The sequence below is a fragment of the Halobacillus karajensis genome (assembly GCF_900108515.1).
GTDB classification, from domain to species: domain Bacteria; phylum Bacillota; class Bacilli; order Bacillales; family Halobacillaceae; genus Halobacillus; species Halobacillus karajensis.
In genome coordinates this window covers 131,972-157,532 of the sequence record NZ_FNWW01000001.1, presented here as the reverse complement: position 1 = coordinate 157,532, position 25,561 = coordinate 131,972, and the positions used below count along the sequence as shown (strand labels likewise).

The window sequence follows — 25,561 nt, the reverse complement described above, 5'->3', positions numbered from 1 at the left end:
TATGAAAAATAAACAACAAGTTTTACAGCTGACCGTTTCGTACATTGTAATTTTGGCTATGATCACGATAATCCTATATCCGATTCTTTGGATTGTCGGATCATCCTTTAACCCTGGGAACAGTTTGTCCGGGTCTTCGATCATTCCGGAAAATGCAACATTGAAACATTATAAGGAATTATTTGATCGAGAACAGAGTGATTACTTGCTTTGGTATTGGAATACAATCAAGATTTGTATCCTGACGATGTTGTTTTCCGTGTCCCTTGTTAGTATGACCGCCTACTCTTTTTCGAGGTTTCGTTTTATCGGTCGTAAAAACGGGCTGATGACTTTCTTGATTTTACAAATGATTCCGAACTTTGCTGCCTTGATCGCGATTTATGCTTTAGCAAATTTGACAGGATTACTAGATACCCACCTGGCATTGATTCTTGTCTACACAGGTGGAGCCATCCCAATGAATACGTACTTAATGAAAGGGTATCTGGATACCATTCCTAAAGAACTGGATGAGTCCGCACGGATGGATGGTGCAGGGAACTTCCGTATTTTCTGGCAGATCGTAATGCCCCTTGCGAAGCCGATGATCGCGGTTATCTCTTTGTTTACGTTCATTACACCATTTACGGATTTTATTCTAGCACGCATTTTGCTTCGTACGGAAGAAAAGTTCACCCTTGCGGTCGGTCTTTATGAATTGATTGCTGACCAGTTTGGGAATGAATTTACACTGTTCGCTGCTGGTTCTGTATTGATTGCGATTCCGATCTCCCTGCTCTTCTTGTCCTTGCAGAAGTATTTCGTTTCTGGTTTGACAGCAGGGGGCACGAAAGGATAATCTTTAAGACATATGTATGGAAGGAGAAGCGGAGCATCCCTCCGGTTCTCTTTTTTAATAGATTTTTATAATGGAACACCGATTTTTCGGGAAAAATTATGTAAGCCTATACATGATATAATCAACTTAGTATTCAAATAGAAGGTGAAAGTATGGCAGTAACCATTAAGGAAGTGGCAAAGGCAGCCGGTGTAGCCCCTTCAACCGTGTCACGTGTAATTGCGGACCATCCACGGATTAGCCCGGCGACAAAAAAGAAAGTAAAAAAAGCAATGAAAGAAATGGGATATCACCCAAATGCTAATGCACGGAATTTAGCAAACCGCTCCACGCAGTCGTTAGGAGTCGTAATGCCTTCTAGTGCAGATAAAGCCCTTCAAAACCCCTTTTTCCCAGAGGTGTTGCGCGGCATTAGTGCTGTGGCTCATGAGCTTGATTACTCGATGCTTTTATGTACAGGAGAAACAGATGACGAAATGTTGGAAGCTGTCAAACGAATGGTTTACAGCAATAGGACGGACGGCATCATTTTGCTGTATTCACAGGTCAATGATCCGATCATGCATTTTTTATTAGAGCAGAACTTTCCGTTCGTTATTGTTGGGAAGCCCGCAGAGAGAGTCGATGAGATTACCCATGTGGATAATGATAACGTGAGAGCAGGGAAAGAAATTACCCATCACTTGATTGAACTTGGACATGAGAGGATCGCCTTTATCGGTGGTTCCGAGGACAGGATTGTGACGATCGATCGGATGAGAGGATATGAACTGGCCCTGGAGGAAGCTGGACTTCCTTATTTAGAAGATTATCGGATTCATACAGAGTTTCTGAAGTCTGGTGGACGTCAAGCGGTCCATGAGCTATTTTCTCTCCCTAAACCACCTACAGGGATTGTCATCGCTGATGATCTTATGAGCATAGGCGTTGTAAACATGCTGGAAGAGTTTGGAAAACGCGTTCCGGAAGAGGTTTCGATCGTTAGTTTTAATAATGTTTATTTGTCGGAGATTACACGCCCTCCATTGACAACGGTGGATATCCATATTCATGGACTAGGCAGCCAGGCAGCTAAATGTCTGATCGAAAAGATAAAAAATAAAGAGGAACCAGCCAAGCGCATCATCGTACCCTTTGATATCAAATACCGTTCTTCTACGAAAGAAATTAAAACCAAGCAGGAAGGTTAACCCTCCTGCTTGATTTTTTATTTGAGTTCGATAGTTGGAAGGAAATGTAAGACCTGGTCACCCAGAAACTGGGTGACCAGGTCTTACATTTTTATCCATTAAAAACTTTGAAAAAGATGAAATGTTTTTTGTTTTTTTACGTCTTGTATGTAGGAGTAATTTATTAAGGGGGAACCAGAGTGATCAAAGTAGAGAGTTTATCTCATGCCTTTTATGTGGGCAAAAAGAATAATAGACAGGAAGTTCCTGTGTTGAGAGATATTAATCTCCAAATTCAGGAAGGGGAAATAGTTTCGATTGTCGGACGCAGTGGCTCAGGGAAGTCGACCTTGTTAAATCTGATGAGCGGTTATATTAAACCGACGCAGGGAGACCTTTACATCAATGAGGAACGAGTAACCGAATTTAAAGAATCAAAATGGGCCGATTTCCGTTCGGAGCATCTTGGATTTATTTTTCAAAGCTTTCAGTTGATTCCAAGTATGACGGCCTACCAAAACATTGAGCTCCCGCTTGTCATGAAAGGAATTTCAGAGTATGAGAGGAAAAGGCGAGTGGATAAATTGTTGGAAAGAGTGGGGTTAAGTGATTTTCGAGAACATTACCCATCCGAACTTTCCGGCGGTCAGCAGCAGCGTGTATCGGTCGCTCGTGCCCTCATTGTCAATCCGCCGATTATTTTAGCGGATGAACCGACAGGAAGCCTTGATCAGGAAACAGAAATAGAGTTGCTTGATTTCATTCAAAAACTAAATAAGGAAGAGAAGATTACATTTGTCATCATTACCCATGATGAAGAAGTAGCGCAAATCGCGGACCGGACCATTCGACTCGAAGATGGTAGATTAGTGTCTGATCGAGAGGAGGCAGCCAAATGAGGTGGAAAGACCGGTTGAATTTTATTCGGCAAAATATGAAGAAAAACAGGTCACGTGTCTTTATGACGGTTCTAGCGACATCTATTGGATGTGCATTTTTAATCGTACTTGCCTCTGTCGGGTTCGGAGCTCAGAGGTATATCGTCAACGATCTTATGCAGGATCGTGCCATTACAGAAGTGACTATTTATGGTAAACAAACTTCGGAAGACAGCGAGAGTCCAGAGATTACAAAAGAGGATATAGAAACATTTAAAGGCATGGAAAACGTTAAAGCTGTCTCTCATAAAATGAGAGTGCAAAATGAACCGGTCGTGACGAATGGGGAGTATTCAGGGTCTTCCACAGTAAGTGTTGTCGATTTTGAATCCGAGGAAAAAGCAGGGTTGAATCTTTCGTCAGGTCGCATGCCTGAAGCTGAGAATGAAGTGATTATCGGCCACCATCTTGCTCAATTTATGTATAAAGAAAGTGATGAGACAGCGGAGGCTGAGGTTTTTAATGAAGAGGGTCTTGTCAAAGAAGAATACCAGATGGATGAAGATCTTATCGACAAAACCGTCAATATTGAATTGGAGCAGTATAAAAATGGAGAATGGGAAAGGGCATCTTTCCCTGTTAAGGTAGTTGGGGTTATGGAAGAACCAGCAAGGGATTGGCAGAAGAGTAATGATGTTTATATCTCTGAAAAGGTTCTTGAAGATATCGAAGCCTTCACAGGAACGAAGTATGGAGCTGTGATCCATCCGGATATGAAAGAAAATGAAGTTGAATCTTTGCAGAGGAACGGAGAAGAACGCATTTATAACGATGTTCAAGTAATAGCCGGTGATATGGAAAAGGTAGAAAGCATTTCGCAGCACTTAAAGGATGAAGGTTATCACATCTATTCCGTCACCGAAGAACTTGATCAGGTCAATATAGTTTTTGCCGTTGTAAAGATAGGCTTGATCATTGTCGGCACAATCGCCTTATTAATCGCATCGATTGGCATTTACAATACCATGTCCATGGCTGTTACTGAGCGAACACAGGATATTGGGATTATGAAAGCCATCGGGGGACATCCGCGGATGATTCGAAGTATTTTTCTAATGGAAAGTGGCTATATCGGTTTAATGGGAGCCTTAGTTGGAGTCGCTGTTGCCTACATTATTAGTGCAGGGATTAATATGCTCTTGCCGATAGTAATTCAGCAAGTTTTTGATCAGTCCTTGGATAAAGTGATTCAGCTGTCCTACATTCCTCCTTATCTGGCGCTGATTTGTGTTGCACTCAGCATTGGAGTCGCCATGCTCTCCGGATTGAAACCAGCTAAAAAAGCAACTAAAATCGACGTCCTCAGCGCATTAAGAAGAGACGTATAACAACAGTTTCACTTATGGTATGATTTCCATTTATTAACAGACCAGGTCATCCAAATTCTGGATGACCTGGTCTGTTTACTTTTTCCTCCTTCTTTTTTCCTTGTTTTTTTGCATCTTGCCTTAATCTTCGGTACTCTAGTAGAGTTGAATGTTTATGAATTAAGAGAGGGATATATATGAGTAAGGTAAAGAGAAATGACCCATGTCCATGTGGAAGTGGGAAGAAATATAAGAAATGTTGTATGAATAAAGCCGATCAGGGAGTGGGATCTACAAGTCTTCATGAAGAGTTGAAAGCTCATTATAGCCACTTTATGGCTTACGTGAACCGCAACTACCCGAACATATCACCAAACGAAGAACGGGAAACACAGGAAGAAGAAGTAGAAGCGGCGTTCCGGATGGTTCAAAGTGTATTTATCGAACAACAAGAAGACGGAACTACTTTATACGATGAATTTTTCGATAAGAAGAAAGATAAAATTGTACGCCCTGCCACACTAGCTTCTATGGAAGCTTGGAAATCACCGCTTGCGAGTGTCTTTCAAATTAAAGAGTTACAAACAGTACAGACGGTTCTGGTGGAAGACGTCTGGAGCGGTCAGAAATATGAGGTAAAACGTGACGGTATCCCGTTAAAAGAGGATAATTATGAGCATATGCCATATGTGATTGGTGTTGTATTGAAATGGGGGCCGGTCTTCAACTTTGTTCCCCTTGCTATTCCGAACTATAAAGAGACATATGAATCATTTAAACAGAACATGGAAGAAGAGTTTGCTCAGTCATCCCATGATTCGATTCATGCTCTCATGCAAGAAACGCTTATTGAACAACTAAGGAATTGGTTGTATCTGAATGTTTCTGAAACGAAGAAGGACCAAATAGAACAAGAAACAACACCGCCAGTAGAATCTACTCCTACACAAACAGAGGACGAGGTGCTTGATCTTGTGGATGAAGAGTTGAAGTCAGAAAAAGCATTTGAGCAGCTGCGTGAAGCCTGGATGTCTTATAAACAGGAAGAAGCCCCAATGTTACGAAAGCCAAAAGTCGTTTCAGCCGCACTTGAGCACATTTACCGCACGTCCGAACAGTTTCGCGCAGAGCCTGAAAAAGTGACGAAGAAAGCGGTAGCCGAAAAATATGATGTAAGTCCAAGCAGCATGAGTAAACGAATTACGCAAATAAAAGATTATATCGAGAATTAAGATTTTAAAGCCCGGCGTTTATGCGCTGGGTTTTCTATTTATATAACTACCACGCCTTTTTGAAAGCCTTCTGATACTTCTGAAGAGAGAATCAGAAATATCAGCTTGGGCAGCATCTTTTGATTACAATCGTCTGTTTTTAACTTTCATTAAAGCTGTCTTTCAAATTGGGGTCAGGCTTTTCTTTTTTAGGTAGGGAGTGCATATCGTAAGTAAAGGAGGGGGATAAAATGAAGCCAAACCGTTCACCAAAGATGATCTTCTTATTCCTAGCCTTGACACTTATTATGGCCATCGGGGTGACCGTTTTCTTTATGACGCGTCCTGTTCACCGGGCGGAAAATGTAGTGGAAAGGTTTTATCTGCATGAACAGCAAGGGGAATTTTCTGATTCTTGGGAGCTTTTGCACTCGCAGATGAAAGAAAAATTTACTAAGGGACATTACATACAAGACCGTGCTCATGTATTTATGAATCACTTTGGAGTAGACACGTTTGAGTTTTCCATAGGGAACGTGAGCAAACTCGATCAGTGGACAATGGAAAAGGGAGCGAAGTCCTTAGAAGGTGTGTATCATACCAAAGTCGTACAGACCTACAAAGGGAAGTATGGCCATTTTCAACTGCACCAGGATGTTTATGTTACAGAAGAAAAGGGAGAGTGGAGAATCTTATGGGATTACAATAAATAAAAAAAGCAGCTAAGCAGTTATCCCAAATAGCTCCCTACTCGTTAAGTAGGAAGCTGTAAAAGCCTTATAATCTTTTTATAGGATAAGAGACGGATGAGAGTCTTCCCGTGCTTAGTGAATGTTTTAAATCTTTATCCAATTACGTCCATACCTATTTATTTGATGAATAAATAGGTAGTTCTTATTCGTTTACTCAAAAAGTAAACGGAATGAATATCCTATGATTTTTGCGTATTCACTGAAAGTAATCATTTTTTCTTGTTCTGACAATCCATCAGATGAGGCGAAACCTGAATCGGCAAAGGAATAGTAGAGGTCTGCCTCCTCATCATAAATATCGTCAAAGGTCATCTTCGTACGGCGTGAATGATAATCGCTTGTCACTACGATGGCTGATTCAAAGTCTTCTTCTTTTATAACTTCCATTGAGAATTTTGCATTTTCATATGTACTCTGAGCGGAAGGTTCTTCTATAATCGCTTGCCCAGGCACCCCCAGCGATATGGCCTCTTTCTTGGTAGTTCCATTTTCTGTAGAATTAGTCAGAATCATGTGATCAGCCCCGCCATTCCTAAAAAGTTCAGCACCATGTTCCAGTCGCTCTATGTTTCCACTTAATACAATAATGGCATCGGTGGTAGAGGGAGGCGGGGAGTCATCCATGGTTAAATAATCAGTCCCTAATATAAAAATAGTAATCGCTCCTCCGATAATAAACAGGACGAAGGACAGGAAAAAACCGAGAATGACTTTCTTTAATTTATGAATAGGTGGCATCAACATCACTCGCATTTCTTTATGTAATGTAATTACTTAGTATATAACTCCTGGGGAGATTCTGAAACCAAAAAGTGTTTTACTTGTATAATCATGTCGAAAATAGTAACATATATTGTAAAAGTTTTGTTTGAATTGTTTGTTAATTTAGTGTAATGTTTATTCAAAATACGAGGAAGAGAAAGGGTAGAGAGATATGATACAACCTGATGATCGCATTGCCATTCCTGGGCAAATCGTAACATTTGAGAGAAATGACATCATTTTCAAAGGCAGAGTCCTTCCGAGTCAGTGTCAGCAGTCCGTTATTGTGGACTTGACCATTATGGACAACTTAGATGAAATCGATTTTGACTACGATAGGACGGTTGTTGCTCATACCAACTATCGTATTATAGAAGAGTAAAATAGAAGTCCTTTCCTCTGAAAAGGGGAAAGGTTTTTTTATGTCCAGAGTAAAAATTCACGAGTCTAGCGATGGTATCTAGGTGCAGATTAGAGAAGTCTTTACGAAACCGGGAGCTTTCATTATTTTAAATTTTTTTGGTAAAATATTCATCCGTAATCAATAATTACTAGTCCGTTATACTGTTTTCTAAAAAGAGAATGTTCTATATATTAGTAATTGGTGAAAAGTCTTACGTACGATTGAGGAGAGGGTGTAGTTTATTGCCGCAATTGACTAAATTGTTATTAGAGCATAAAGAGTTATCCCTAAGTGCTCGATATAGTGTGCGAATCGATCGGACAATTGTAATTGAACCTTTGAGGCAGTTGACAGAAGATACGTTCAAGCGGGTTTTGGATAATTTAGAAAGCATACATACGATCGGAATAGAAAATGCAGAGGATTCTTCTGTTGAAAAATATGTAGGACCCTTTCACTTCAGTAGAGTGAACGGGATTCTTATTTTCAAACCAGCATCATAACAAAAGGGATTTCCTATTAATAGGAAATCCCTTTTGTTTGTTTTATTGATTTGTATTCTCGTACTCACTTGTTGTATTTTGCTGCGAGACCGGCAAGTCCAAAGATTTTCTTAATTTGTACTTCACGTCTTCCACACTTTCTTCATCTGGTACAAAATAATACAACCCGTCATTCAAACGCTCATTTGCTCCATCGATTTCTACTGTTTCCACAGACGTATTGTTTGAAGAGAACGCTTTTCTCAAGCTGAGCATTTCTCCTGGAGTTAGATTCGTACTTACATTCTTACCAATGACATCTTTCATGTCTCCTATTTTGAGAAGGGTGCCAGGTGACAAAGCTTCGTCAATGCTTGCTTTAATGAATTGTCTTTGTCTTTCATCTCTAGTATAAGATACGGCAGCAGGCCGTTTTCTCATACGTACAAAAGCTAAAGCTTCCTCTCCATTCATTTTCATTGGTCCTTCTTCAAATTCTATCTTCTTATAATAGTCGAGACTGCTTCGTTCCCAGAACCCTTTTTTGACGTCTATCGTTATACCACCGAGAAGGTCGACAATTTCAATAAATCCGTCAAAATTGACCGTCGCATATTTGTCGATTGGGATATCGAGCAAGCTTTCGACTGTTTCTACTGTAAGCTTTTCAGCGCCATACCCTGAGACTTCTCCTATAGAATAAGCGGCATTGATTTTATGGGATCCTGCATATTTTTGGTGGACTTTCGATGCTGGTATATCGACTATGGTATCTCGCGGGATACTTGTCATCGTCATTTTGTTCGTATCCGGGTCCAGCGTTAATACAATTTGTGTATCTGCTCGTCCAGCTTTTCCGTCTGTGGAATAATCCTCTACTCCCATAAGAAGAATAGAAATCGGATCTTCCTGGGCATCTACAGCTTCTTCACGTAAGTCAGATTTCTCGCCTCTGTCTAAACCTTCGTAAGCAGCGGTATATACTTGGGTAACATAGTAAAAGCCTCCACTTACCACTAACGATATCGTAAATAAAAGAGCAGCTAATAAACGTAGTTTTTTCTTCTTCTTACGTCTTCGTACTCTTACAATTCTTTTTGCCAACGATAACACCTCAATTTTCTAACCTCTCGACTATATATTTTACCATAGTTGAAAACATCCAATAGTTACGCATCTTTTGTCATATTATTCGTAAAACTGCTGTAAAAATTAGTCATAATTTCATGCACCATTGGTATCGTTTACATTTTTTTACGATATATAAATATAATCTTTTTTCTGAATCTTATATACTAGGGATGAATAACCAAGGAGAAAGGGAGGAGAGTAAAATGAAGAAGCTGTTTCATTTGTTATTAATGGCTTTATTGGGTTTAAGTTATATAGTGGTACCCACTTCTTCGGCTAAGGCTGAAGGAATGGATGACCTTATCATTTCGGAATATGTGGAAGGTTCCAGTTATAATAAAGCGTTGGAAATTTATAATGGAACAGGGGAGAGTGTAGACCTGTCCGATTACACGATGGAGTTGTACACAAACGGTAATACTAACCCGCAATATACCTTTCCAATGTCAGGTGAATTATCGGATGGAGAGGTTTATGTTCTTACACATTCCAGCGCGGGGGATGAACTCCAAGCGATCGCTGACGTGAACAGTACAGTCACGAATTTTAATGGTGATGACGTGGTTGTATTAAAAAATGATAATGGGGCTGTAGACAGTATTGGCCAAATCGGTGCTACAGAAGAGTTTGGCAAGGACCTCACACTTGTTCGGAAAGCAGAAGTGATAACTGGTGACAGAGACCCTGAGAATGCTTTTCAAGTAAGGGAAGAATGGGATACGTATAATAAAGATACATTTGAGTATCTTGGAAGCTACGAAATGCCAGAAGAAGAGGAAGCTGATCTTCAAACGGTAGTAGATGCACGCCAAACAGAAGAGGGGACAACAGTACGAGTAGAGGGTGTGGTTACAGCTGCATTTGAAGCAGGCGGACAAACAAATCTATACATACAAGACGAAACAGCCGGCATTATTGTTCGTGCTCCAGGATTAAATATTCATCCAGGTGACCGTGTTCAAGCCCAGGGCGAAACTAGCGATTATTACGGAATGGCACAACTTTTGACCTCTTCAGCAAGTGTGGAGGTTATTGAGAGTGATGCAGGGATCCCACAGCCAGAAGTAGTGGATAGTTCCCAGTTTTCACCTTCTAATGGGGAAGAAGTAGAAGGTGAATTTGTGCAAGTGAACCATGTGGAAATTACGGACAAAAATCAACATGGGGAATTTACAGCAAAAGATGAAAAAGGCACATTTCTCATCCAGCCACAAAATGAGGAAATGTTGAATGTAGGAGATACCTTTGAACAAGTCAAAGGTGTAGTGGATTACAGCTTTAATGAGTATAAACTGATTCCACGAACGGAATCCGATTTGATTGAAGAAGTATTTGCCGTGACAGCTGATCCTGAAGCTGGAGCAGTGGTACAAGGGACGGAAGTGGCATTGGATACGGCAGAGCCTGATGCAACCATTCATTATACGACTGACGGCTCCGAACCGACAGCAGAAAGTCGTAAGTATGAATTTCCGATTGTGATTACAAAAGATACGACGGTGAAGGCAGTGGTTGTGCGCGCGAATGGCGATACAAGTAAGGTAGCTGTGTTTAGTTATACCGCATTGAAAGCTTTAGATGACGTGGAGATTCATGACATCCAGGGCGCAAGCCATACGTCACCTTATGAAGGGGAACAAGTCAAAGGTGTGGAAGGAATTGTGACGAAATTGGATGGAAATAACGGTTTCTATATCCAGTCCTTGACTCCCGATGATGATATAGCTACATCGGAAGGAATCTATGTGTACAAACGTTCTTCTGGTTTAGAAACAGGGGATGTAGTGTCTGTTACAGGTAAAGTTACGGAATGGCGTGAAGAAGGATACTACGATGCAGCGGACCTTTTAACAACACAAATCAGTGCCTCGGAAGTTAGCGTGGTATCTTCCAATCATCCATTACCTGATCCTGTCGTTATAGGTGTAGATAGGGAACAGCCAACGGAAGTGGTTGAAGATGACCAAATGGAATCATTTGATCCGACCACAGATGGCCTTGATTTTTATGAAAGTCTGGAAGGGATGTTGATTGAACTTCCGGAACCTAAAGTTACAGGTCCTGTTAAATATGACGAGCTTCCTGTTTATGTAGAAACAAAGGAGGATCAGGGTTTCACAAGAGCAGGAGGATTGTTAATCTCTCCAGAGGACTATAACCCTGAACGGATGCTTATTGATGTCGATGGTTTTGATGTAAAGGCTAAGACGGGCGATTATTTTGATGATTCGATTACGGGTGTCGTCAGTTATGATTATAGCAATTATAAAATTCGCGTTGCAGGCGATTTGCCAGAACTTCAGGACGGCAATACGAAAAGGGAGTCCGCTAAACTTAAAGGTTTGAAACCGAAAATGACAGTAGCTACTTATAATATGGAGAATTTCCATGCTGGCACGGATCCGGAAAAAGTACAAAGAATTGCTGAGTCCATGGTTGAAAACTTGAACACGCCGGACGTGGTAGGCCTTGTGGAAGTTCAGGATAATAATGGACCGACAGATGATGGGACAGTCCAAGCCAATGAGAGCTATCAGACATTGATTGATGCTATCGTTGAAGCGGGCGGCCCAGAATATGAATACACCGATATAGCCCCATTAGATAAAGCAGATGGCGGACAACCGGGAGGAAACATTCGTGTCGGCTTCATTTACAATCCAGAACGTGTGGCGCTGACAGATAAACCAAGTGGTGATGCGGTAACAGCTGTAGATGTAGACGAAGACGGATTAACCTTAAACCCGGGTCGAATTGATCCATTGAATGAAGCCTTTGAGGATTCCAGAAAATCGGTGGCTGCTGAATTTGAATTTAATGGGGAGAAGGTTGTGGTGGTTGCGAACCACTTTAATTCGAAAGGCGGCGATGGTGCGCTCTTTGGATCCGAGCATCCTATCGTGCTTGGCAGTGAAGTCCAACGTCAGAAGCAAGCGAAGGTATTGAACGACTTTGTTGAAAAAGTGGAAGATCGTATGGACAACTCCAATGTAGTTGTGCTTGGTGATTTGAATGACTTTGAATTCTCTGCACCTGTTCAAACATTGAAGGGTGATGTGTTAACGAATATGATGGAAGAGCTTCCTGAAGAAGAGCGTTATACTTACATTTATCAAGGAAACTCTCAAGTACTGGATCATATTCTAGTCAGTAACCATATGGCTAAACGTACGAAAGTGGAAACGATTAACATTAACTCAGACTTCTCCGAAGCAGACGGCCGAGCCAGCGATCATGATCCAGTTTTGGCTCAGATTCATTTGAAGTAATTCAAGCCCCCAGGGTATGGGGAAGAAATATAAGAAAAATAAACTACATTTAATAACGAAAGTCCCTGGCTGGTTAAGCGGGGACTTTTTATATCTCTTCTTTTTCCAATATTAAATAATTCATTTCTTTCTCATCTATACTGTTATACCTCTTCGCATTGAAGCCATAAAAGATGACGCCAAGCACCACCCAGATCAATAAGGCAATGTAAGATTCTTTCCCAAGGGCCGCAGGTGAAAATGGGAGCAAAAGTAAAGCGAGAAACCCTATAGCACTGATCATGCCTATTAACGAACATAATTTCCTCCATGGAGCGACCGTTCTGGACTTGCCCTCTGATTCTGTCCCTTTTCTCCAGCGGAAGAATTTGTAGGCCGTAGCGGTACAAAAAAAGTAAGCAATCGCTACTCCCGTTGAAGACATATCCACGACCCATAATAAAGCTTCTCTTCCAAACCATGGAGCAATTAAGCAAATAGCTAAGGTAAACCATATGCCCATATACGGAGTTTTGTAGGTTGGATGTAATCTCCGGAATAGATCGGGAAGTATTCTTGCCCGTCCCATTGAAAATGTTAATCGGCTTGCTGATATAAAAAAACCATTCAGTCCAGTGAAGATGCCCATACAAACCGTTGCAGCTATGATCCATACTCCCGCTTTTCCGAGATAACTCTCGATAGCATCGCCCGTCCCCCATACAGATTGAGATACTGAAATTTTAAACAGAAGTTCCTGCCAAGGCATGGTGCTCGCAGTAATTAAGATCATTGCACTATACGCAATCCCTGCGGCAAGTAGAGACCAAATTATAAGTTTGAACGCTTTTTTTGCCTCGAACTTAAACTCTTCAGCTGCCTGAGGAATATTGTCGAACCCAACATAAGCGAACGGCGCAATGGCTAATATCGTTAGGATAGAAACTAGTGCTGTTTGTTCAGGGTGGAAGGCAGGGGGGATATTCGAGAGACTTGGTCCCTTTGTAAATACAGTACCTGCTGCCAGTAATATAATGCCAAGAATTAAAATTAAACTGAAAACAAATTGCGTTTGTCCTGAGAAACTGGCCCCACGGATATTCAATAGTGCGAAAATAATCAAAACAAGACTGGCAATTCCAATTTGAATCATTGACACTTCATAACCGGCAACCGTGTATAAATAACCGGTTCGGACAAAGTCAGGAAAAAGAAACTTTGTAAGCAAAGCTAAAGCAGAAGCGTTCAAAGCAACGATACAACTATATCCAAGTGTAAGAAACCATCCGGCAAAAAAAGCGATGGTTCTGCCAAAACCAATGTAAGCGTAAGCAAATTCACCCCCAGTAACCGGAAACTTTTCAATGAGGAAACCGTAACTGACTCCAATGATCATCATTAAACCGGCTCCTAGTAATAACCCAATGACGACCCCGATAGGTCCTGCTTGTCCAATCCAGTCTGTCGGTAATACAAAAGCTCCCCACCCGATCGCTGATCCAAAAGCAATCGCCCAGACCCAATGGGGCTTCAATGATCTCTCCAGTTTTCTTCGTTCTCGATTAGCCATTATTGAACCCCCTGATATAAGTGAAAGATAAATTTTGAATCGTGTGTAAAAAATTTCAAATGATTTGTTATGATAAAGGAAGTTACACATGCCTTGCCGAAAAATACATATGAATCGAGTCATAGATTTGTATCCGATGGCTGGTTGTTGGGGGAATTGTTTGATGATGGCAATCCTTAATGGGAATGTTTCAAAAAAGAGGGATGGGCTAAAGAAAAGTAATGAAATCGTTACATTCAAAATGGCTTTCATGTGATATAATTTTTCACGGTTAATATGGAATAAAGAGAACGTAATTATACAGACAAATATGGAAATTTTATATCAGCTTATGACTTTTGGGAGAGGACATAATAAACCTGAGGAGGGTCTTTATGGAGTACAAGGCCTTGCTATTTTGCTTGATCGCTTCAATCTTGATCACACCGCTCGTCAAGAAAATAGCATTAAAAATCGGTGCCACCGATCAACCAAACCATCGTAAAGTTCATAAAAATGTGATGCCGCGATTAGGCGGATTGGCGATATACCTTAGTTTTGCATTGGGGATTTTATTTTTCTTTCCAAATAGTGACTATACATGGCCAGTTTTAATTGGGGCAACGATCATTATTATTACGGGGGTGCTCGATGACTTAATGGAGTTGTCAGCAAAAGTAAAACTTGGTGGACAGCTGCTTGCCACTTTGGTCGTCGTCTTTGGCGGAGTTCAAGTTGACTTCATCAACCTTCCTTTTGGCGGGCAAATCGAATTTGGTTATTTAAGCATCCCGATTACGATATTATGGATAGTCGGAATTACGAATGCTATTAATTTGATTGACGGCCTGGATGGACTTGCTGCTGGTGTCTCTGCGATCGCTTTATTGACGATATCAGGGATGGCCATCACAATGGGCAATGTTTTTGTAGTCTTTGCCGGTTTAATGATGTTAGGAAGTACGTTAGGATTTCTTGTTTATAATTTTTACCCAGCAAAAATCTTCATGGGAGATACAGGGGCCTTATTTTTAGGATTTATGATCAGTGTGCTTGCCTTGCTTGGCTTTAAGAATGTCACCTTATTCTCCTTTATTATTCCTATTATCATCTTGGGTGTCCCTATATCTGATACTTTGTTTGCCATTGTAAGAAGGGTTATTCACCGTAAACCATTGTCAGCACCGGATAAATCCCATTTGCACCATTGTCTGCTTAATTTGGGTTACAGTCATCCTGAGTCTGTCCTTATGATCTATGCTGTCAGTTCTTTATTCAGCCTTGCAGCCGTAATTTTTTCGCAGGCGACCATGTACGGAGCGGTTATTGTGATCGCCATGGTGTTGTTAATGATTGAAATGATTGTAGAAATGACTGGATTGATTGGCAAAAATTACAAACCGATCTTGAACATGATCAAAGGTCCAAAACAGAAATAATAATGAACGGCTCCCTTAGGAAGGGAGCCGTTTTTGTGTGGGGACTGGTTTAATCTTTATTACTAATAAAAATACGGGAAGGGCTAGAAGTTACATGAGTTCACCTTTCCTCTTGGGTGGAAGGGATGGTCTTCTGCAGCAAATGGGTTCTGTAGGTCTAGGTGGGCTTTTCATTCATCACTTGTATCCTTACCCCCGGCTATAAATGAAACCGTTTTAACTGCATTTAGAATAATGATAGTGACTGTCCATTAGGAATATGTTCAGCTTTGCCGTGCTTCATGCAGATATGAGCCCTTTACTCGGGTTCGACGTCAAATTCTACGTAGGAAGCTTCTCCTTTTTCAATCATGGCCTGACCACTGGTTAAATCCGTCATCCATTTTTCAAATTCATCTTCCAAGCCGCTTTCTACATATACTATTAATTCCACATGATCCAAGTAGTTTACGGTCTCTAATGTGTACTTTGAGTTTCTTACTTCATTTTCGACTTTTCCGAGCAGGTGATAGTCTATTTTCACCTTCATCTCCTGCATCAATTGTCTTTTCACCACACCTGTCGTATTAATAGCCGCTGATGTCGTTGACCCATAGGCGCGGATGAGACCGCCTGCTCCCAGTTTGATTCCTCCGAAGTATCTGGTGACGACTACGGCTGTGTCCTTCAGCCCTCTTTTTTTCAAGACCTCAAGCATAGGTACGCCAGCGGTACCGCTTGGCTCTCCATCATCATTCGCTTTCTGAATAAGGTCTTGTTCCCCAATCATGTAGGCGGAGCAATTATGTGTCGCGTCATGGTGTTTCTTTTTTATTTGAGCGATGAAGTCCTGCGCTTCTTCTTCTGTTTCACAACGTTTGACGTAACCGATGAAGCGGGATTTTTGTATGGTCACTTCTTCTGATCCTTCTGGTTTTACGGTATAATAGCTTTCTAACATTATCTCACAACCTCCTAAAGCTTCATTATATCGAGGGGCTAATAAAACGGCAAACGAATGAAACCTGTTCATGATTCTACATAAAAATGCATTTTCACTATAAATCACCCCCACAAATGGACATGGGACTTACGAATGATTATGTGAATATTGATGGAGGGACTAATGATGAGTGTACAAAAGACTGGGGATATTGCCCTTGACCAAATCATTAATGAAATGGTTGAGACAGTCACCAACAGCAAAGATGAAATTTTTCAAATTGGTGAAGAATCCCGGAATGAATTTGAAAAGCTGAACAAAGAACTGACAGAAACGAAAAAGCAGGTTCTTTCTCTTATTGATGAGGGGGACAAGCTTGACCAGAAAGTCCGTTTTTCAAGGATGCGCTTATCAGAAGTCAGCAAACAGTTCCAGAAGTATTCTGAAGATGAAATCCGCAAAGTGTATGAAAAAACACATGAATTGCAGATGGATTTATCTATGAAACGCGAAAAAGAAAAGCAGTTGCGTGAGCGAAGGGATGATTTGGAGATCCGATTACGGAATTTAGAAGAAACCATCGGTCGGGCTGAAGCCCTTGGTGGGAAAATTTCTGTTGTCCTGAATTACTTGACTGAGGACTTCAAGCATGTGAGTGACGCGCTGGAGGATGCCAAGGAAAAACAGGAATTCGGGTTACAAATCATCGAAGCTCAGGAAGAAGAGCGGCGTCGTTTATCGAGGGAAATCCACGATGGCCCCGCTCAGATGCTTGCGAACGTCATGCTTCGATCGGACCTCGTGGACCGGACTTACCGTGAGCGGGGTGTCGAAGAGGCTATGCAGGAAGTCAAAAGTGTACGCGCGCTTGTAAGGTCAGCTTTGTATGAAGTGAGAAGAATCATTTATGATTTACGGCCCATGGCGCTTGATGACCTTGGACTTGTTCCTACATTAAAGAAGTACTTAGCGACCATAGAAGATTACAACAAAGCGATCACCATCTCTTTTGCTTCCTTCGGTAAAGAGCGGCGTCTTGAGACGAAATATGAAGTTGCATTGTTCCGTCTTGTTCAGGAGGCCGTTCAGAACTCGGTTAAGCATGCAAAGCCAACTGAAATTAAAGTGAAAGTTGAAATGAAGCCAGCTGCAGCTACAATCATCGTCAAAGATGACGGCAAAGGCTTCGACACATCCAAAAAGAAAGAGAAATCCTTTGGCTTAGTCGGAATGAGAGAGCGAGTCGACATGTTAGAGGGCGAACTTAACATTGATTCAAGCCTAGGAGAAGGGACGATTGTCACGATTCATTTGCCAATAAATTGATATTTTGTCGAATAACTATGTAAATGGACGTGAATCGTTTATAATACAGGATAGGATTAGGGTAGATTCATATTTCTCAAAAAAACAGATAAAAACAGCGAATAGAGAGAGAAAGAATAGGTTAGGGGATTAAAAAAACCCATTCTATGTATGAGAAACAGGAGGAAATGACCATGACGACCAGAATAGTCCTAGTTGATGATCATAAATTATTCCGTGAAGGCGTAAAAAGAATTTTGGATTTTGAATCCAGTTTTGAAGTTGTAGCCGAAGGGGACGACGGTGATGCAGCGATTCATCTTATCGAAGAGCATATGCCGGATGTTGTTCTGATGGATATCAATATGCCGAGCATGAACGGAGTAGAGGCGACAGCTGAAATCACGAAACGTTATCCGGAAATGAAAGTGATTATTCTATCGATTCACGATGATGAAAATTATGTCACTCATGCATTGAAAACGGGAGCACAGGGCTACCTTCTTAAAGAGATGGATTCTGATGCCTTAATCGATGCGATTAAAGTTGTAGGTGCAGGAGGATCTTACCTGCATCCGAAAGTGACACACAACCTGGTGGCAGAATATCGCCGCCTTGCTGATAGCAATGGAAGCAGTGCTTATCGTACGATTGAATATCGGAAACCACTGCATCTGCTTACACGCCGTGAATGTGAAGTGCTGCAACTGTTGGCGGACGGGAACAGCAACCGAGGTGTAGCGGAAGCATTGTATATTAGTGAAAAAACGGTAAAGAACCATGTGAGTAATATCCTCCAAAAAATGAATGTCAACGACCGTACACAGGCTGTTGTTACAGCTATCAAGAATGGCTGGGTCGAAGTCATTTAAATAAATTAGTAGAGGCTGCTTTCCCAGGTATCAACGGATACCTGAGAAGCAGTCTTTTTTTGTCCTAAGCGGGCATAGACGAGTTATTGAGGTGGATGACCTGGTCCCCCACTTTCTTCCAAATGCCCGTTTGATTTTTAGAGTTTGTTGGTGCATTGTAAGGAGGGTTCATGTAAAATAGAAGGTGAGAGAATAATAGAGATGAGAGTGTACATATATCCACATAAAGTCAAAAGAGATAAGGAGTTGGGTCGATGAAAACAGCGGTAATCACCGATAGCACGGCTTACCTTCCAAGAGATGTACGAAGAGCCAACCATATACATATGGTTCCGTTGAATGTCATTTTTGGTCATGAATCCTACCAGGAAGAAGTCGATATAAGTGCGGATGATTTTTACGATATGGTGAAAGAGGGCAGGGAACTTCCTAAAACTTCACAGCCTTCGATCGGTATCATGACAGAAAAACTTGAAGAATTGGCGCGGGAGTATGATTCGGTCGTATCGATTCATTTATCCAGTGGAATAAGCGGGACGTATCAGGCAATGGTTACAGCAGGTGAAATGGTCGAGGAAATCGATGTCCGTGTTTTTGATTCTGAAATCAGCTGTCATATGCAGGGGTTCTACGCCCTTGAAGCGGCGGAGCTTGCCAAAAACGGAGCCACACCTGATGAAATCATCAGCCGACTAAACGAAATGAAACAATCGATGAACGCATATTTCATGGTCGATGACCTCAGCCACCTGCAAAGAGGCGGTCGCTTGAATGGAGCCCAGGCTTTTGTCGGAAGCCTTTTACAAGTGAAGCCAGTGCTTCATTTCGTGGACACGAAAATTGTCCCCTTCGAAAAGATCCGGACCAGAAAAAAAGCCATCAAGAAAATCCTCTCCCTGCTTGAGGAGGAAGTGGAAGAAGATGGAACTTATAAAGCCTGTCTCATCCACGCTAATCGTCTGGAAGAAGCGGAAGAACTCAAAAAAGAATTGGAGCAAAAACATAGCAATGTAGAAGTCGTTCTCAGCTATTTCGGTCCAGTCATCGGTACGCACCTAGGTGAAGGAGCTATGGGTCTTGGATGGTATCGTCAATCCTGACGAGATAGAGCCTGTTTGTGAGACTCAAGCAGGCTCTACTCTTATCTAGGATGGTGTGATCATGATCAAAATCTTCAAAAATTATCTTCACAATGATTTCTCCTGGGTCCCTCAACAAAATCCTCCACACAATCATCCGGCTATTGCCGGAAAGCTCCTGCTGCCTCAGGAAATTCCTTTCAGTAACCAACAAATCGAACAGCTTCTGCAACAATCTATTTTAACTAAAATAGAAAGTATGGAATCCTTCGCCTGGGGACATCGCTGTCGTCGGTGTGGTAACACAAAAACCTATCTATTTGCAAAAATGCCTCACGCTTCCTGTCAAAAGGAATGCCTCTATTGTCGTGCCTGCATTCAAATGGGGAGAGTTATGGCGTGTGAACCTTTTTTGTACGGAAGTTCGTCGGTTCAATGGCCTGCTTATGAATCCCCTTGCAGCTGGTCTGGTGACCTGACCGTCCATCAGCAAAAAGCAGCCGATGAACTGACCGGTCTTGTTAAGACGGGTCATGGAGAAAAATTGATCTGGGCTGTATGTGGCGCCGGCAAGACAGAAATCCTTTTTCCGGCGATCACTGCGGCACTGCACAAAGGGAAACGCGTCTGCCTCGCTACGCCAAGAACAGACGTGGTCCGAGAGTTACTGCCTCGATTTCAAAAATCATTTCCAGACGTGAACATTCAGGCACTTTATGGAGATAGTCCAGAAAAGGATGGGAATGCCTCCTTTATCATAGCTACAACTCATCAGCTGCTTCGTTTTGCCCGTGCGTTTGATGTGATGATCATTGATGAAGTGGATGCTTTTCTTTTTCACAACGACCCTTCGCTCCACTATGCCAGTGAAAGGGCTGCGAAGCCTGTATCTGCGATTATTTATCTCACAGCAACACCAAGGAAAAAACAAAAGAAGCGAGTACGGTCAAAGGATCTGCCAGCTGTATTTATCCCGAAACGTTTCCATGGTCACCCCCTCCCTGTGCCGAAACTGAAGCTTGCGCCTACGCTCCACCGCTGCTTGAAGAATAACCAGCTGCCTCCAAAGCTCCTTCACCACATATCTACACAACAATCTACACCAAGACAACTGCTCCTATTTCTCCCTTCCATCAAGCGGGCTGAAGAAATAGCGGCATCTCTTAAAAAGCTCAACTATGAAGTACAGGCGGTTCATGCAGAGGACTCTCAACGTGCGGAGAAGATTGCTGCCTTCCGCAATAAAGAATATCGGGTGCTCGTCACAACAACGATATTGGAACGGGGGGTTACCTTTCCGTCTGTTGATGTTTTCGTCATTGATGCGGGACATGTTGTTTTTGATGAAGCTGCGCTTGTCCAAATTGCCGGAAGAGCCGGCCGGAGTCCGGATGACCCAACAGGAGAAGTCGTTTTCTATCATATCGGGAAAACAGATGAGATGCTCGATGCTATATCATCCATTCAATATATGAACAGGCTGGGAAGAAAGTTGTGAGGTGTATCATTTGTCAGCAGGAAGTCATCCGGGATGTCACTTGGCAGACCTTTTTAAAACCACCAGAGAGAAAAAAGATTTGCAACCATTGCTCCCACCTGTTGGAACCGATTTACTCCCCCTGCTGCCCGTCCTGCCACCGGCCCGACCAGGAACTCACGTGTAAGGATTGTCTTCAATGGTTCGAAAGTCACCCGGGTCTATTGGATAGGAATGTATCCGTTTTTAAGTACAATGAATTTAATAAAGAACTCGTCGCCCGCTGGAAATACCGAGGGGACTACGTACTTGTGGAAGCTTTTAAAGAAGAAATACAAAAAAAGTGGCTCAGCGCTGGATACCAAGGAAGGAAAGTGGTCCAAGTTCCTCTCAGCGTACAGCGCCTTATGGAAAGAGGGTTTAATCAATCGGACGCCATCATTAAGGTATTAGAAGAAGAACCTTTGGCGATCTTTGATCGTACCCATGGTGAAAAACAGTCGAAACGCGGCAAAAAGGATCGGATGCATGCGTTGAATCCTTTTACATTACAACTCTCTATTTCAGAACCTGTGGTCATCATTGACGATATTTATACAACGGGAAGGACCGTCCGTCACATGGCTGATTTGTTAAAAAAACAAGGCTGCTCATCGGTTTCTTCATTCACTATTTTTCGATGAATTTGTTCTGGGACTTTTGAGTCCCCTTCATCCTGCCGATATAATAGATAAATAGAGATTATGGAGGAAGAAACCTATGGAGGAATTAGCGAACTGTTCACGATGTAAGGGACTTTTTGTAAAAGGCTCCAGTGCGGTCTGTACGGCTTGCCTAAAACAGGAGGAACAGGATTTTCAGACCGTCTATACTTTTTTAAGAAAAAAGCAAAATCGTACAGCAACTGTCGAACAAATCGAGGAAAGGACCGGCGTTTCTGAATGGCAGGTCCGCCAGTTTTTGAAGCAAAAACGGCTCCATCCTGCCCATTTCCCCAATATAAGGTACGGTTGTGAGAAATGTGGTTCACCGATCAAGGAAAATCGCTTATGTCCCGAGTGTAAACATTCGATCCAAAAAGGGATGGAGGCTCAGGAGAGAAAGAAATCCATCGAATCTAGGAAAGAAGAAAGGGAGCGCGAGAAAGGAATAAGGACTTATTATTCATGGTGAAATGAATCTTAAGCATGATTTATATCTCAATCCTCACTGCCGATATAATGGGTAATAGACAGACGGCATAAAAAATGAGGTGATGGCAATGAAAATCAACGGACCCAATCAATCGAATCTCAATCCCTACCAGAAACAAATCCATAAGCAGGCAGAAGCGGGACTAAAAAAACAACCGGAGGATAAGGTTGAGATTTCGGAGACAGCTAAGCAAATGCAGCAATCCGGGAAAAGCGAATCCGCCAGGGCAAAACTTATTGAACAAGTGAAGGAAGATGTTGTTACAGGCAATTATAGGGTTGATTCAAAAGCGGCAGCGAAGAAAATGCTCGACTTTTGGTCTAAGTAAAAGTCTAGAGGAGAATCATTATGACGATTGAACCGGTCATCCAGCGTATGAAACAGCTTCAGCACTTGCACGAGAGTCTTCTGTTCTTATCTAAGAAAAAAACAGAGACGCTTAAGACAAATGACCTATCAGAGATTCAGCAATTGTTGACACAAGAACGGAAGCACGTTCAGGCGATCGAAAAAATCGAAAAACAAAGAGTCCAGTCTGTTACCCAGTGGGCTCAAGAGAGAGACTTGAAAGCAAGAGAATGGACGGTCTCTGAAATGATTGACAGGCTGGAGGGGAAAGAAAAAGAAAACCTTATGAACATCTATGAAAAGTTGATTCTCGTGTTATCAGATTTGAAACAGCAGGAAAAGCTGAACACCGAGTTGACCCAGCATTCACTAAAGTTCATCAACATGTCCCTTGATTTGTTCCAGCCATCGATTCAGTCTGTGAATTATGGAAGGAAGCAAGGTTATTCAAATAAGCGTTCCGTTTTCGATTCAAAAGCTTAATGCAGAGGAGGAACAATGATGTCATCTACTTTTCATGGACTGGAAGTGGCCAAGCGCGGTCTTTTTACCCAGCAGTCCGCTTTATATACGACAGGGCATAACATATCGAATGCCAATACGGAAGGTTATACGAGACAGCGGGTCAATTTTGAACAGACCGGTCCATATCCTCCGGCTTCCAGAAATCGTCCGCAAATCCCAGGACAAGTGGGAAGCGGTGTTCGAGCAGGATCTATTGAACGCGTGCGTGTAGAGTATCTGGATCATCAATTCCGCGGAGAAAGCAGTAAGTCAGGGTATTACGATACTCGTGCAGATGCATTAGGGCGTCTGGAAACCGTGATGAATGAGCCTTCGGATGATGGCCTTGCCAAAACGATCGACCGGTTTTGGGAGTCGCTTCAAGATTTGTCTGTAAATCCAGAAGACTCGGGAGCCCGTTCGGTTGTTCGTCAGCGGGGAGAAGCGGTGGCGGAAACCTTTAATTATTTGTCTCATACATTGAAAACCCAGCAGAAAGATATCAAAGGAGAGACAAATGTCACGGTAAAGGAGATTAATTCGTTAGCCGGGCAAATGAAGCGGCTCAATCAACAGATCGCAGAGGTGGAGCCCCACGGCATGGTGCCTAACGATTTGTATGATGAACGAGACCGTTTAATCGATCAATTGTCAGAGCATATCCAGGTGGAGGTCAACTATGAAGACACGCCTTCGTCTGCAGACGCATTGGCTATGGGGAAAGCGTCGATTTCCATTGTAGGTAAGGACGGGAAACCTCTAGAACCTGTGGCTCTTCTTGTGGACGGGGCAGCCAATGTGGTAAACAAAATGAGTGTCCATTATGAAAAGGAAGGTCCGCTCGCAAACAGCATCCAACTCGGGGAGGATGCCTCTTATTCGATCGAAGAATTTTCTTCTCAAGGAAAATTGAAGGGCCTAATCGAATCAGGAGGTTATGTGGAGGGGGACGAACAAAAAGGGACCTACCAGCAGATGCTTTTGGACCTTGATCGGATGGCTACAGGCTTTGCGACATCTTTTAACGAGGTCCACAAACAAGGGGAATCATTGAATACGATCAGTGGAAAAAGGGATGGTGTTCCTAACTTTTTTGATCTCGGTACAAATGATATGGAGAGAGGGGAAGTCGTAGTTGGTCTAGCAGGTTCTCTTAAACTATCTGATGATATTAAGACAGATGGAGATAACATTGCCGCAGCCGTATTGGACCAGGTGGGAAATGGTGAAAACGCACAGAAGTTATCAGAAGTACAAAACAATTCCAATGGAGACTATTTCGGCGAACAAACATCGTTAACCAGCTTCTATGAATCGATGATCGGAACAATGGCTGTAGAAACACAGGAAGCCGAACGAATGTCCAGGAATGCCGGAACACTTAAAGGTTCTGTTGACGAACAGCGCCAATCTGTCAGTTCGGTCTCTCTGGATGAAGAAATGGCGAACATGATCAAATACCAGCATGCGTATAATGCAGCGGCGCGGAATATAACGGCCGTGGATGAAATGCTTGATAAAATCATTAATCAAATGGGCCGAGTGGGAAGGTAGGTAGAGAGAGTAATGCGAGTGACACAATCGATGTTATCCAATCATATGCTCCGCAATTTGAGCAATAGTTATGCGGAAATGGGGAAATACCAGGATCAACTGTCAACAGGAAAAAAGATCACCAGACCTTCCCAAGACCCAGTCGTAGCGATGAAGGGAATCAATTATCGTCAGCAAGTAACAGAAGTGGAGCAGTTCCAGCGCAATATCGGAGAAGTTCACAACTGGATGGACAACAGTGACGCCGCTCTCGATAAAGCCACTCAGGCTATGCAGCGTGTCCGCGAACTAACGGTACAAGCGAGTAATGATACGTATGATGAAGGACAGCGGGAGAACGTCGCGAAAGAAATTCGACAGTTGAAAGAACATATCGGAACCATCGCCAACACGAAAGTGAACGACAAGCACCTATTCAATGGCGGTGATACGACAAATCCTCCATTTGAAGATATCCTTGCGTTAGAGGAGACAGACCTTGGACCAGCCACAGAGGCGGATGAAGTCCGGATCGAAGTATCTTCAGGAGTGAAATTGCAGGCGAACGTTTTACCAGGCCGCGTGTTCAATCAGGACCTGTTCAAAGATTTAGAAGCATTCGCCCAAGCTTTGGAAGGGGATGCTTCTAAAGGTAAGCTTGGTGATTATCTTGGAAAATTCGATGATCACATCGGGAATATCGTCAATGAACGGGCAGACCTTGGCGCACGAATGAACCGTGTAGAGTTGATAGAGGATCGTCTGGAAACTCAAAAGGTGAGTGCAACGAAAATGATGTCGGATAACGAAGATGCGGATATTGAAAAAGTGATCACAAATTTAAAAACACAGGAAAGTGTCCACAGAGCGGCCATGGGCGTCGGTGCCCGGATTATTCAGCCGACCCTGATGGATTTCTTGAGGTAAGGGCTGTCTCGTAATGAGGCAGTTTTTTTATTGAGACTTCTTTTGATACGTAGCCTTTGCTGTGGCTTACATCCCTTTACTCTATATGGACTTCCGTTACTGAGAATGTCCGGGGAAATGGGTGAGGCACTCTTTCAAAAGCAGATCATCAGCGAGCATAACCTGACC

Annotated in this window: 24 protein-coding genes; 20 read left to right on the top strand and 4 right to left on the bottom strand. The window is 42.4% G+C overall.

Features of this window, described 5'->3' with window-relative positions:
* The first annotated feature begins 1 nt into the window (after position 1).
* The 6 genes from BLW54_RS00785 to BLW54_RS00760 all read left to right on the top strand — a co-directional run bounded on the left by BLW54_RS00785 (position 2) and on the right by BLW54_RS00760 (position 6,179).
* A complete protein-coding gene (locus BLW54_RS00785; RefSeq protein WP_074732984.1) occupies positions 2 to 841 on the top strand; it encodes a sugar ABC transporter permease in 840 nt (279 codons plus the stop codon).
* Between the two features lie 152 nt (positions 842 to 993).
* Positions 994 to 2,031, top strand: coding sequence for a LacI family DNA-binding transcriptional regulator (locus BLW54_RS00780; protein WP_035506160.1), 1,038 nt, complete (start codon positions 994 to 996; stop codon positions 2,029 to 2,031).
* A 179-nt stretch (positions 2,032 to 2,210) separates the two neighbouring features.
* Entirely contained in the window at positions 2,211 to 2,909 is a 699-nt protein-coding gene (locus tag BLW54_RS00775; RefSeq protein WP_074732983.1) for an ABC transporter ATP-binding protein, read from the top strand.
* Complete coding sequence (locus BLW54_RS00770; protein ID WP_074732982.1) at positions 2,906 to 4,276, top strand: ABC transporter permease; 1,371 nt, start codon at positions 2,906 to 2,908, stop codon at positions 4,274 to 4,276. The genes BLW54_RS00775 and BLW54_RS00770 overlap by 4 nt, the downstream gene beginning before the upstream one ends.
* A 176-nt stretch (positions 4,277 to 4,452) precedes the next feature.
* Positions 4,453 to 5,487 (top strand): SEC-C metal-binding domain-containing protein, encoded by a 1,035-nt coding sequence (locus BLW54_RS20320; RefSeq protein ID WP_139254044.1) that lies wholly within the window; start codon positions 4,453 to 4,455, stop codon positions 5,485 to 5,487.
* Between the two features lie 230 nt (positions 5,488 to 5,717).
* Positions 5,718 to 6,179 carry a hypothetical protein gene (locus tag BLW54_RS00760; RefSeq protein ID WP_074732981.1) on the top strand — a complete coding sequence of 154 codons (462 nt, stop codon included), beginning with the start codon at positions 5,718 to 5,720 and terminating at the stop codon, positions 6,177 to 6,179.
* A gap of 189 nt (positions 6,180 to 6,368) precedes the next feature.
* Here the strand turns inward: BLW54_RS00760 and BLW54_RS00755 are convergent, their stop codons facing one another.
* Positions 6,369 to 6,956, bottom strand: a complete 588-nt coding sequence (locus BLW54_RS00755) for a YdcF family protein (protein WP_074733352.1) — start codon at positions 6,954 to 6,956, stop codon at positions 6,369 to 6,371.
* 196 nt (positions 6,957 to 7,152) lie between these two features.
* Here BLW54_RS00755 and BLW54_RS00750 point away from each other — a divergent pair, with 196 nt between their 5' ends.
* Together BLW54_RS00750 and BLW54_RS00745 are read left to right on the top strand one after the other, a co-directional pair.
* On the top strand, positions 7,153 to 7,362 hold the full coding sequence (locus BLW54_RS00750) for a YkvS family protein (protein ID WP_074732980.1): 210 nt from the start codon (positions 7,153 to 7,155) through the stop codon (positions 7,360 to 7,362).
* 263 nt (positions 7,363 to 7,625) lie between these two features.
* Positions 7,626 to 7,886 carry a hypothetical protein gene (locus tag BLW54_RS00745; RefSeq protein ID WP_035506151.1) on the top strand — a complete coding sequence of 87 codons (261 nt, stop codon included), beginning with the start codon at positions 7,626 to 7,628 and terminating at the stop codon, positions 7,884 to 7,886.
* A gap of 42 nt (positions 7,887 to 7,928) precedes the next feature.
* Here BLW54_RS00745 and BLW54_RS00740 read toward each other — a convergent pair whose 3' ends face one another.
* The gene (locus tag BLW54_RS00740; RefSeq protein ID WP_074732979.1) at positions 7,929 to 8,969 is read right to left on the bottom strand and encodes an LCP family protein; all 1,041 of its coding nucleotides are present in this window, start codon (positions 8,967 to 8,969) and stop codon (positions 7,929 to 7,931) included.
* 230 nt (positions 8,970 to 9,199) lie between these two features.
* On the opposite strand from BLW54_RS00740, the gene BLW54_RS00735 reads away from it, so the two are divergent.
* The gene (locus BLW54_RS00735) at positions 9,200 to 12,265 is read left to right on the top strand and encodes a DUF8508 domain-containing protein (RefSeq protein ID WP_074732978.1); all 3,066 of its coding nucleotides are present in this window, start codon (positions 9,200 to 9,202) and stop codon (positions 12,263 to 12,265) included.
* 88 nt (positions 12,266 to 12,353) lie between these two features.
* On the opposite strand, the gene BLW54_RS00730 is transcribed toward BLW54_RS00735, so the two are convergent.
* The gene (locus tag BLW54_RS00730; RefSeq protein WP_074732977.1) at positions 12,354 to 13,814 is read right to left on the bottom strand and encodes an APC family permease; all 1,461 of its coding nucleotides are present in this window, start codon (positions 13,812 to 13,814) and stop codon (positions 12,354 to 12,356) included.
* Between the two features lie 374 nt (positions 13,815 to 14,188).
* On the opposite strand from BLW54_RS00730, the gene BLW54_RS00725 reads away from it, so the two are divergent.
* Complete coding sequence (locus tag BLW54_RS00725) at positions 14,189 to 15,232, top strand: glycosyltransferase family 4 protein (protein ID WP_035506148.1); 1,044 nt, start codon at positions 14,189 to 14,191, stop codon at positions 15,230 to 15,232.
* A 298-nt stretch (positions 15,233 to 15,530) separates the two neighbouring features.
* On the opposite strand, the gene BLW54_RS00720 is transcribed toward BLW54_RS00725, so the two are convergent.
* Entirely contained in the window at positions 15,531 to 16,172 is a 642-nt protein-coding gene (locus tag BLW54_RS00720; protein WP_074732976.1) for a YigZ family protein, read from the bottom strand.
* A 168-nt stretch (positions 16,173 to 16,340) separates the two neighbouring features.
* Between BLW54_RS00720 and BLW54_RS00715 the strand changes: the two genes are divergently transcribed.
* The 10 genes from BLW54_RS00715 to flgL all read left to right on the top strand — a co-directional run bounded on the left by BLW54_RS00715 (position 16,341) and on the right by flgL (position 25,393).
* Positions 16,341 to 17,480 (top strand): sensor histidine kinase, encoded by a 1,140-nt coding sequence (locus BLW54_RS00715; RefSeq protein WP_074732975.1) that lies wholly within the window; start codon positions 16,341 to 16,343, stop codon positions 17,478 to 17,480.
* A gap of 173 nt (positions 17,481 to 17,653) precedes the next feature.
* Positions 17,654 to 18,331 (top strand): response regulator, encoded by a 678-nt coding sequence (locus BLW54_RS00710; protein WP_035506143.1) that lies wholly within the window; start codon positions 17,654 to 17,656, stop codon positions 18,329 to 18,331.
* A 254-nt stretch (positions 18,332 to 18,585) separates the two neighbouring features.
* Entirely contained in the window at positions 18,586 to 19,431 is an 846-nt protein-coding gene (locus BLW54_RS00705) for a DegV family protein (protein ID WP_035506141.1), read from the top strand.
* A 61-nt stretch (positions 19,432 to 19,492) separates the two neighbouring features.
* Positions 19,493 to 20,908, top strand: a complete 1,416-nt coding sequence (locus tag BLW54_RS00700) for an ATP-dependent helicase ComFA (protein WP_083391445.1) — start codon at positions 19,493 to 19,495, stop codon at positions 20,906 to 20,908.
* Positions 20,905 to 21,570 (top strand): ComF family protein, encoded by a 666-nt coding sequence (locus BLW54_RS00695; protein ID WP_074732974.1) that lies wholly within the window; start codon positions 20,905 to 20,907, stop codon positions 21,568 to 21,570. Before BLW54_RS00700 ends, BLW54_RS00695 begins: the two co-directional genes overlap by 4 nt.
* Before the next feature lie 76 nt (positions 21,571 to 21,646).
* Positions 21,647 to 22,060, top strand: a complete 414-nt coding sequence (locus BLW54_RS00690) for a TIGR03826 family flagellar region protein (protein WP_074732973.1) — start codon at positions 21,647 to 21,649, stop codon at positions 22,058 to 22,060.
* Between the two features lie 88 nt (positions 22,061 to 22,148).
* Entirely contained in the window at positions 22,149 to 22,409 is a 261-nt protein-coding gene (gene flgM / locus BLW54_RS00685) for a flagellar biosynthesis anti-sigma factor FlgM (protein WP_074732972.1), read from the top strand.
* A 20-nt stretch (positions 22,410 to 22,429) separates the two neighbouring features.
* Complete coding sequence (locus BLW54_RS00680) at positions 22,430 to 22,912, top strand: flagellar protein FlgN (protein ID WP_035506135.1); 483 nt, start codon at positions 22,430 to 22,432, stop codon at positions 22,910 to 22,912.
* Between the two features lie 15 nt (positions 22,913 to 22,927).
* Entirely contained in the window at positions 22,928 to 24,487 is a 1,560-nt protein-coding gene (gene flgK / locus BLW54_RS00675; RefSeq protein WP_341853302.1) for a flagellar hook-associated protein FlgK, read from the top strand.
* A gap of 12 nt (positions 24,488 to 24,499) precedes the next feature.
* Entirely contained in the window at positions 24,500 to 25,393 is an 894-nt protein-coding gene (gene flgL, locus BLW54_RS00670) for a flagellar hook-associated protein FlgL (RefSeq protein WP_035506132.1), read from the top strand.
* Positions 25,394 to 25,561 lie beyond the last annotated feature (168 nt).

Bases quoted from the DNA above. Each gene is read 5' to 3' on its own strand.
- BLW54_RS00735 (WP_074732978.1), top strand. From the start codon at position 9,200: ATGAAGAAGCTGTTTCATTTGTTATTAATGGCTTTATTGGGTTTAAGT.
- BLW54_RS00710 (WP_035506143.1), top strand. From the start codon at position 17,654: ATGACGACCAGAATAGTCCTAGTTGATGATCATAAATTATTCCGTGAA.
- BLW54_RS00725 (WP_035506148.1), top strand. From the start codon at position 14,189: ATGGAGTACAAGGCCTTGCTATTTTGCTTGATCGCTTCAATCTTGATC.
- BLW54_RS00730 (WP_074732977.1), bottom strand. From the start codon at position 13,814: ATGGCTAATCGAGAACGAAGAAAACTGGAGAGATCATTGAAGCCCCAT.
- flgK (WP_341853302.1), top strand. From the start codon at position 22,928: ATGATGTCATCTACTTTTCATGGACTGGAAGTGGCCAAGCGCGGTCTT.
- BLW54_RS00705 (WP_035506141.1), top strand. From the start codon at position 18,586: ATGAAAACAGCGGTAATCACCGATAGCACGGCTTACCTTCCAAGAGAT.
- BLW54_RS00700 (WP_083391445.1), top strand. From the start codon at position 19,493: ATGATCAAAATCTTCAAAAATTATCTTCACAATGATTTCTCCTGGGTC.
- BLW54_RS00785 (WP_074732984.1), top strand. From the start codon at position 2: ATGAAAAATAAACAACAAGTTTTACAGCTGACCGTTTCGTACATTGTA.
- BLW54_RS00760 (WP_074732981.1), top strand. From the start codon at position 5,718: ATGAAGCCAAACCGTTCACCAAAGATGATCTTCTTATTCCTAGCCTTG.
- flgM (WP_074732972.1), top strand. From the start codon at position 22,149: ATGAAAATCAACGGACCCAATCAATCGAATCTCAATCCCTACCAGAAA.
- BLW54_RS00770 (WP_074732982.1), top strand. From the start codon at position 2,906: ATGAGGTGGAAAGACCGGTTGAATTTTATTCGGCAAAATATGAAGAAA.
- BLW54_RS00715 (WP_074732975.1), top strand. From the start codon at position 16,341: ATGAGTGTACAAAAGACTGGGGATATTGCCCTTGACCAAATCATTAAT.
- BLW54_RS00750 (WP_074732980.1), top strand. From the start codon at position 7,153: ATGATACAACCTGATGATCGCATTGCCATTCCTGGGCAAATCGTAACA.
- flgL (WP_035506132.1), top strand. From the start codon at position 24,500: ATGCGAGTGACACAATCGATGTTATCCAATCATATGCTCCGCAATTTG.
- BLW54_RS00690 (WP_074732973.1), top strand. From the start codon at position 21,647: ATGGAGGAATTAGCGAACTGTTCACGATGTAAGGGACTTTTTGTAAAA.
- BLW54_RS00755 (WP_074733352.1), bottom strand. From the start codon at position 6,956: ATGCCACCTATTCATAAATTAAAGAAAGTCATTCTCGGTTTTTTCCTG.
- BLW54_RS00720 (WP_074732976.1), bottom strand. From the start codon at position 16,172: ATGTTAGAAAGCTATTATACCGTAAAACCAGAAGGATCAGAAGAAGTG.
- BLW54_RS20320 (WP_139254044.1), top strand. From the start codon at position 4,453: ATGAGTAAGGTAAAGAGAAATGACCCATGTCCATGTGGAAGTGGGAAG.
- BLW54_RS00680 (WP_035506135.1), top strand. From the start codon at position 22,430: ATGACGATTGAACCGGTCATCCAGCGTATGAAACAGCTTCAGCACTTG.
- BLW54_RS00780 (WP_035506160.1), top strand. From the start codon at position 994: ATGGCAGTAACCATTAAGGAAGTGGCAAAGGCAGCCGGTGTAGCCCCT.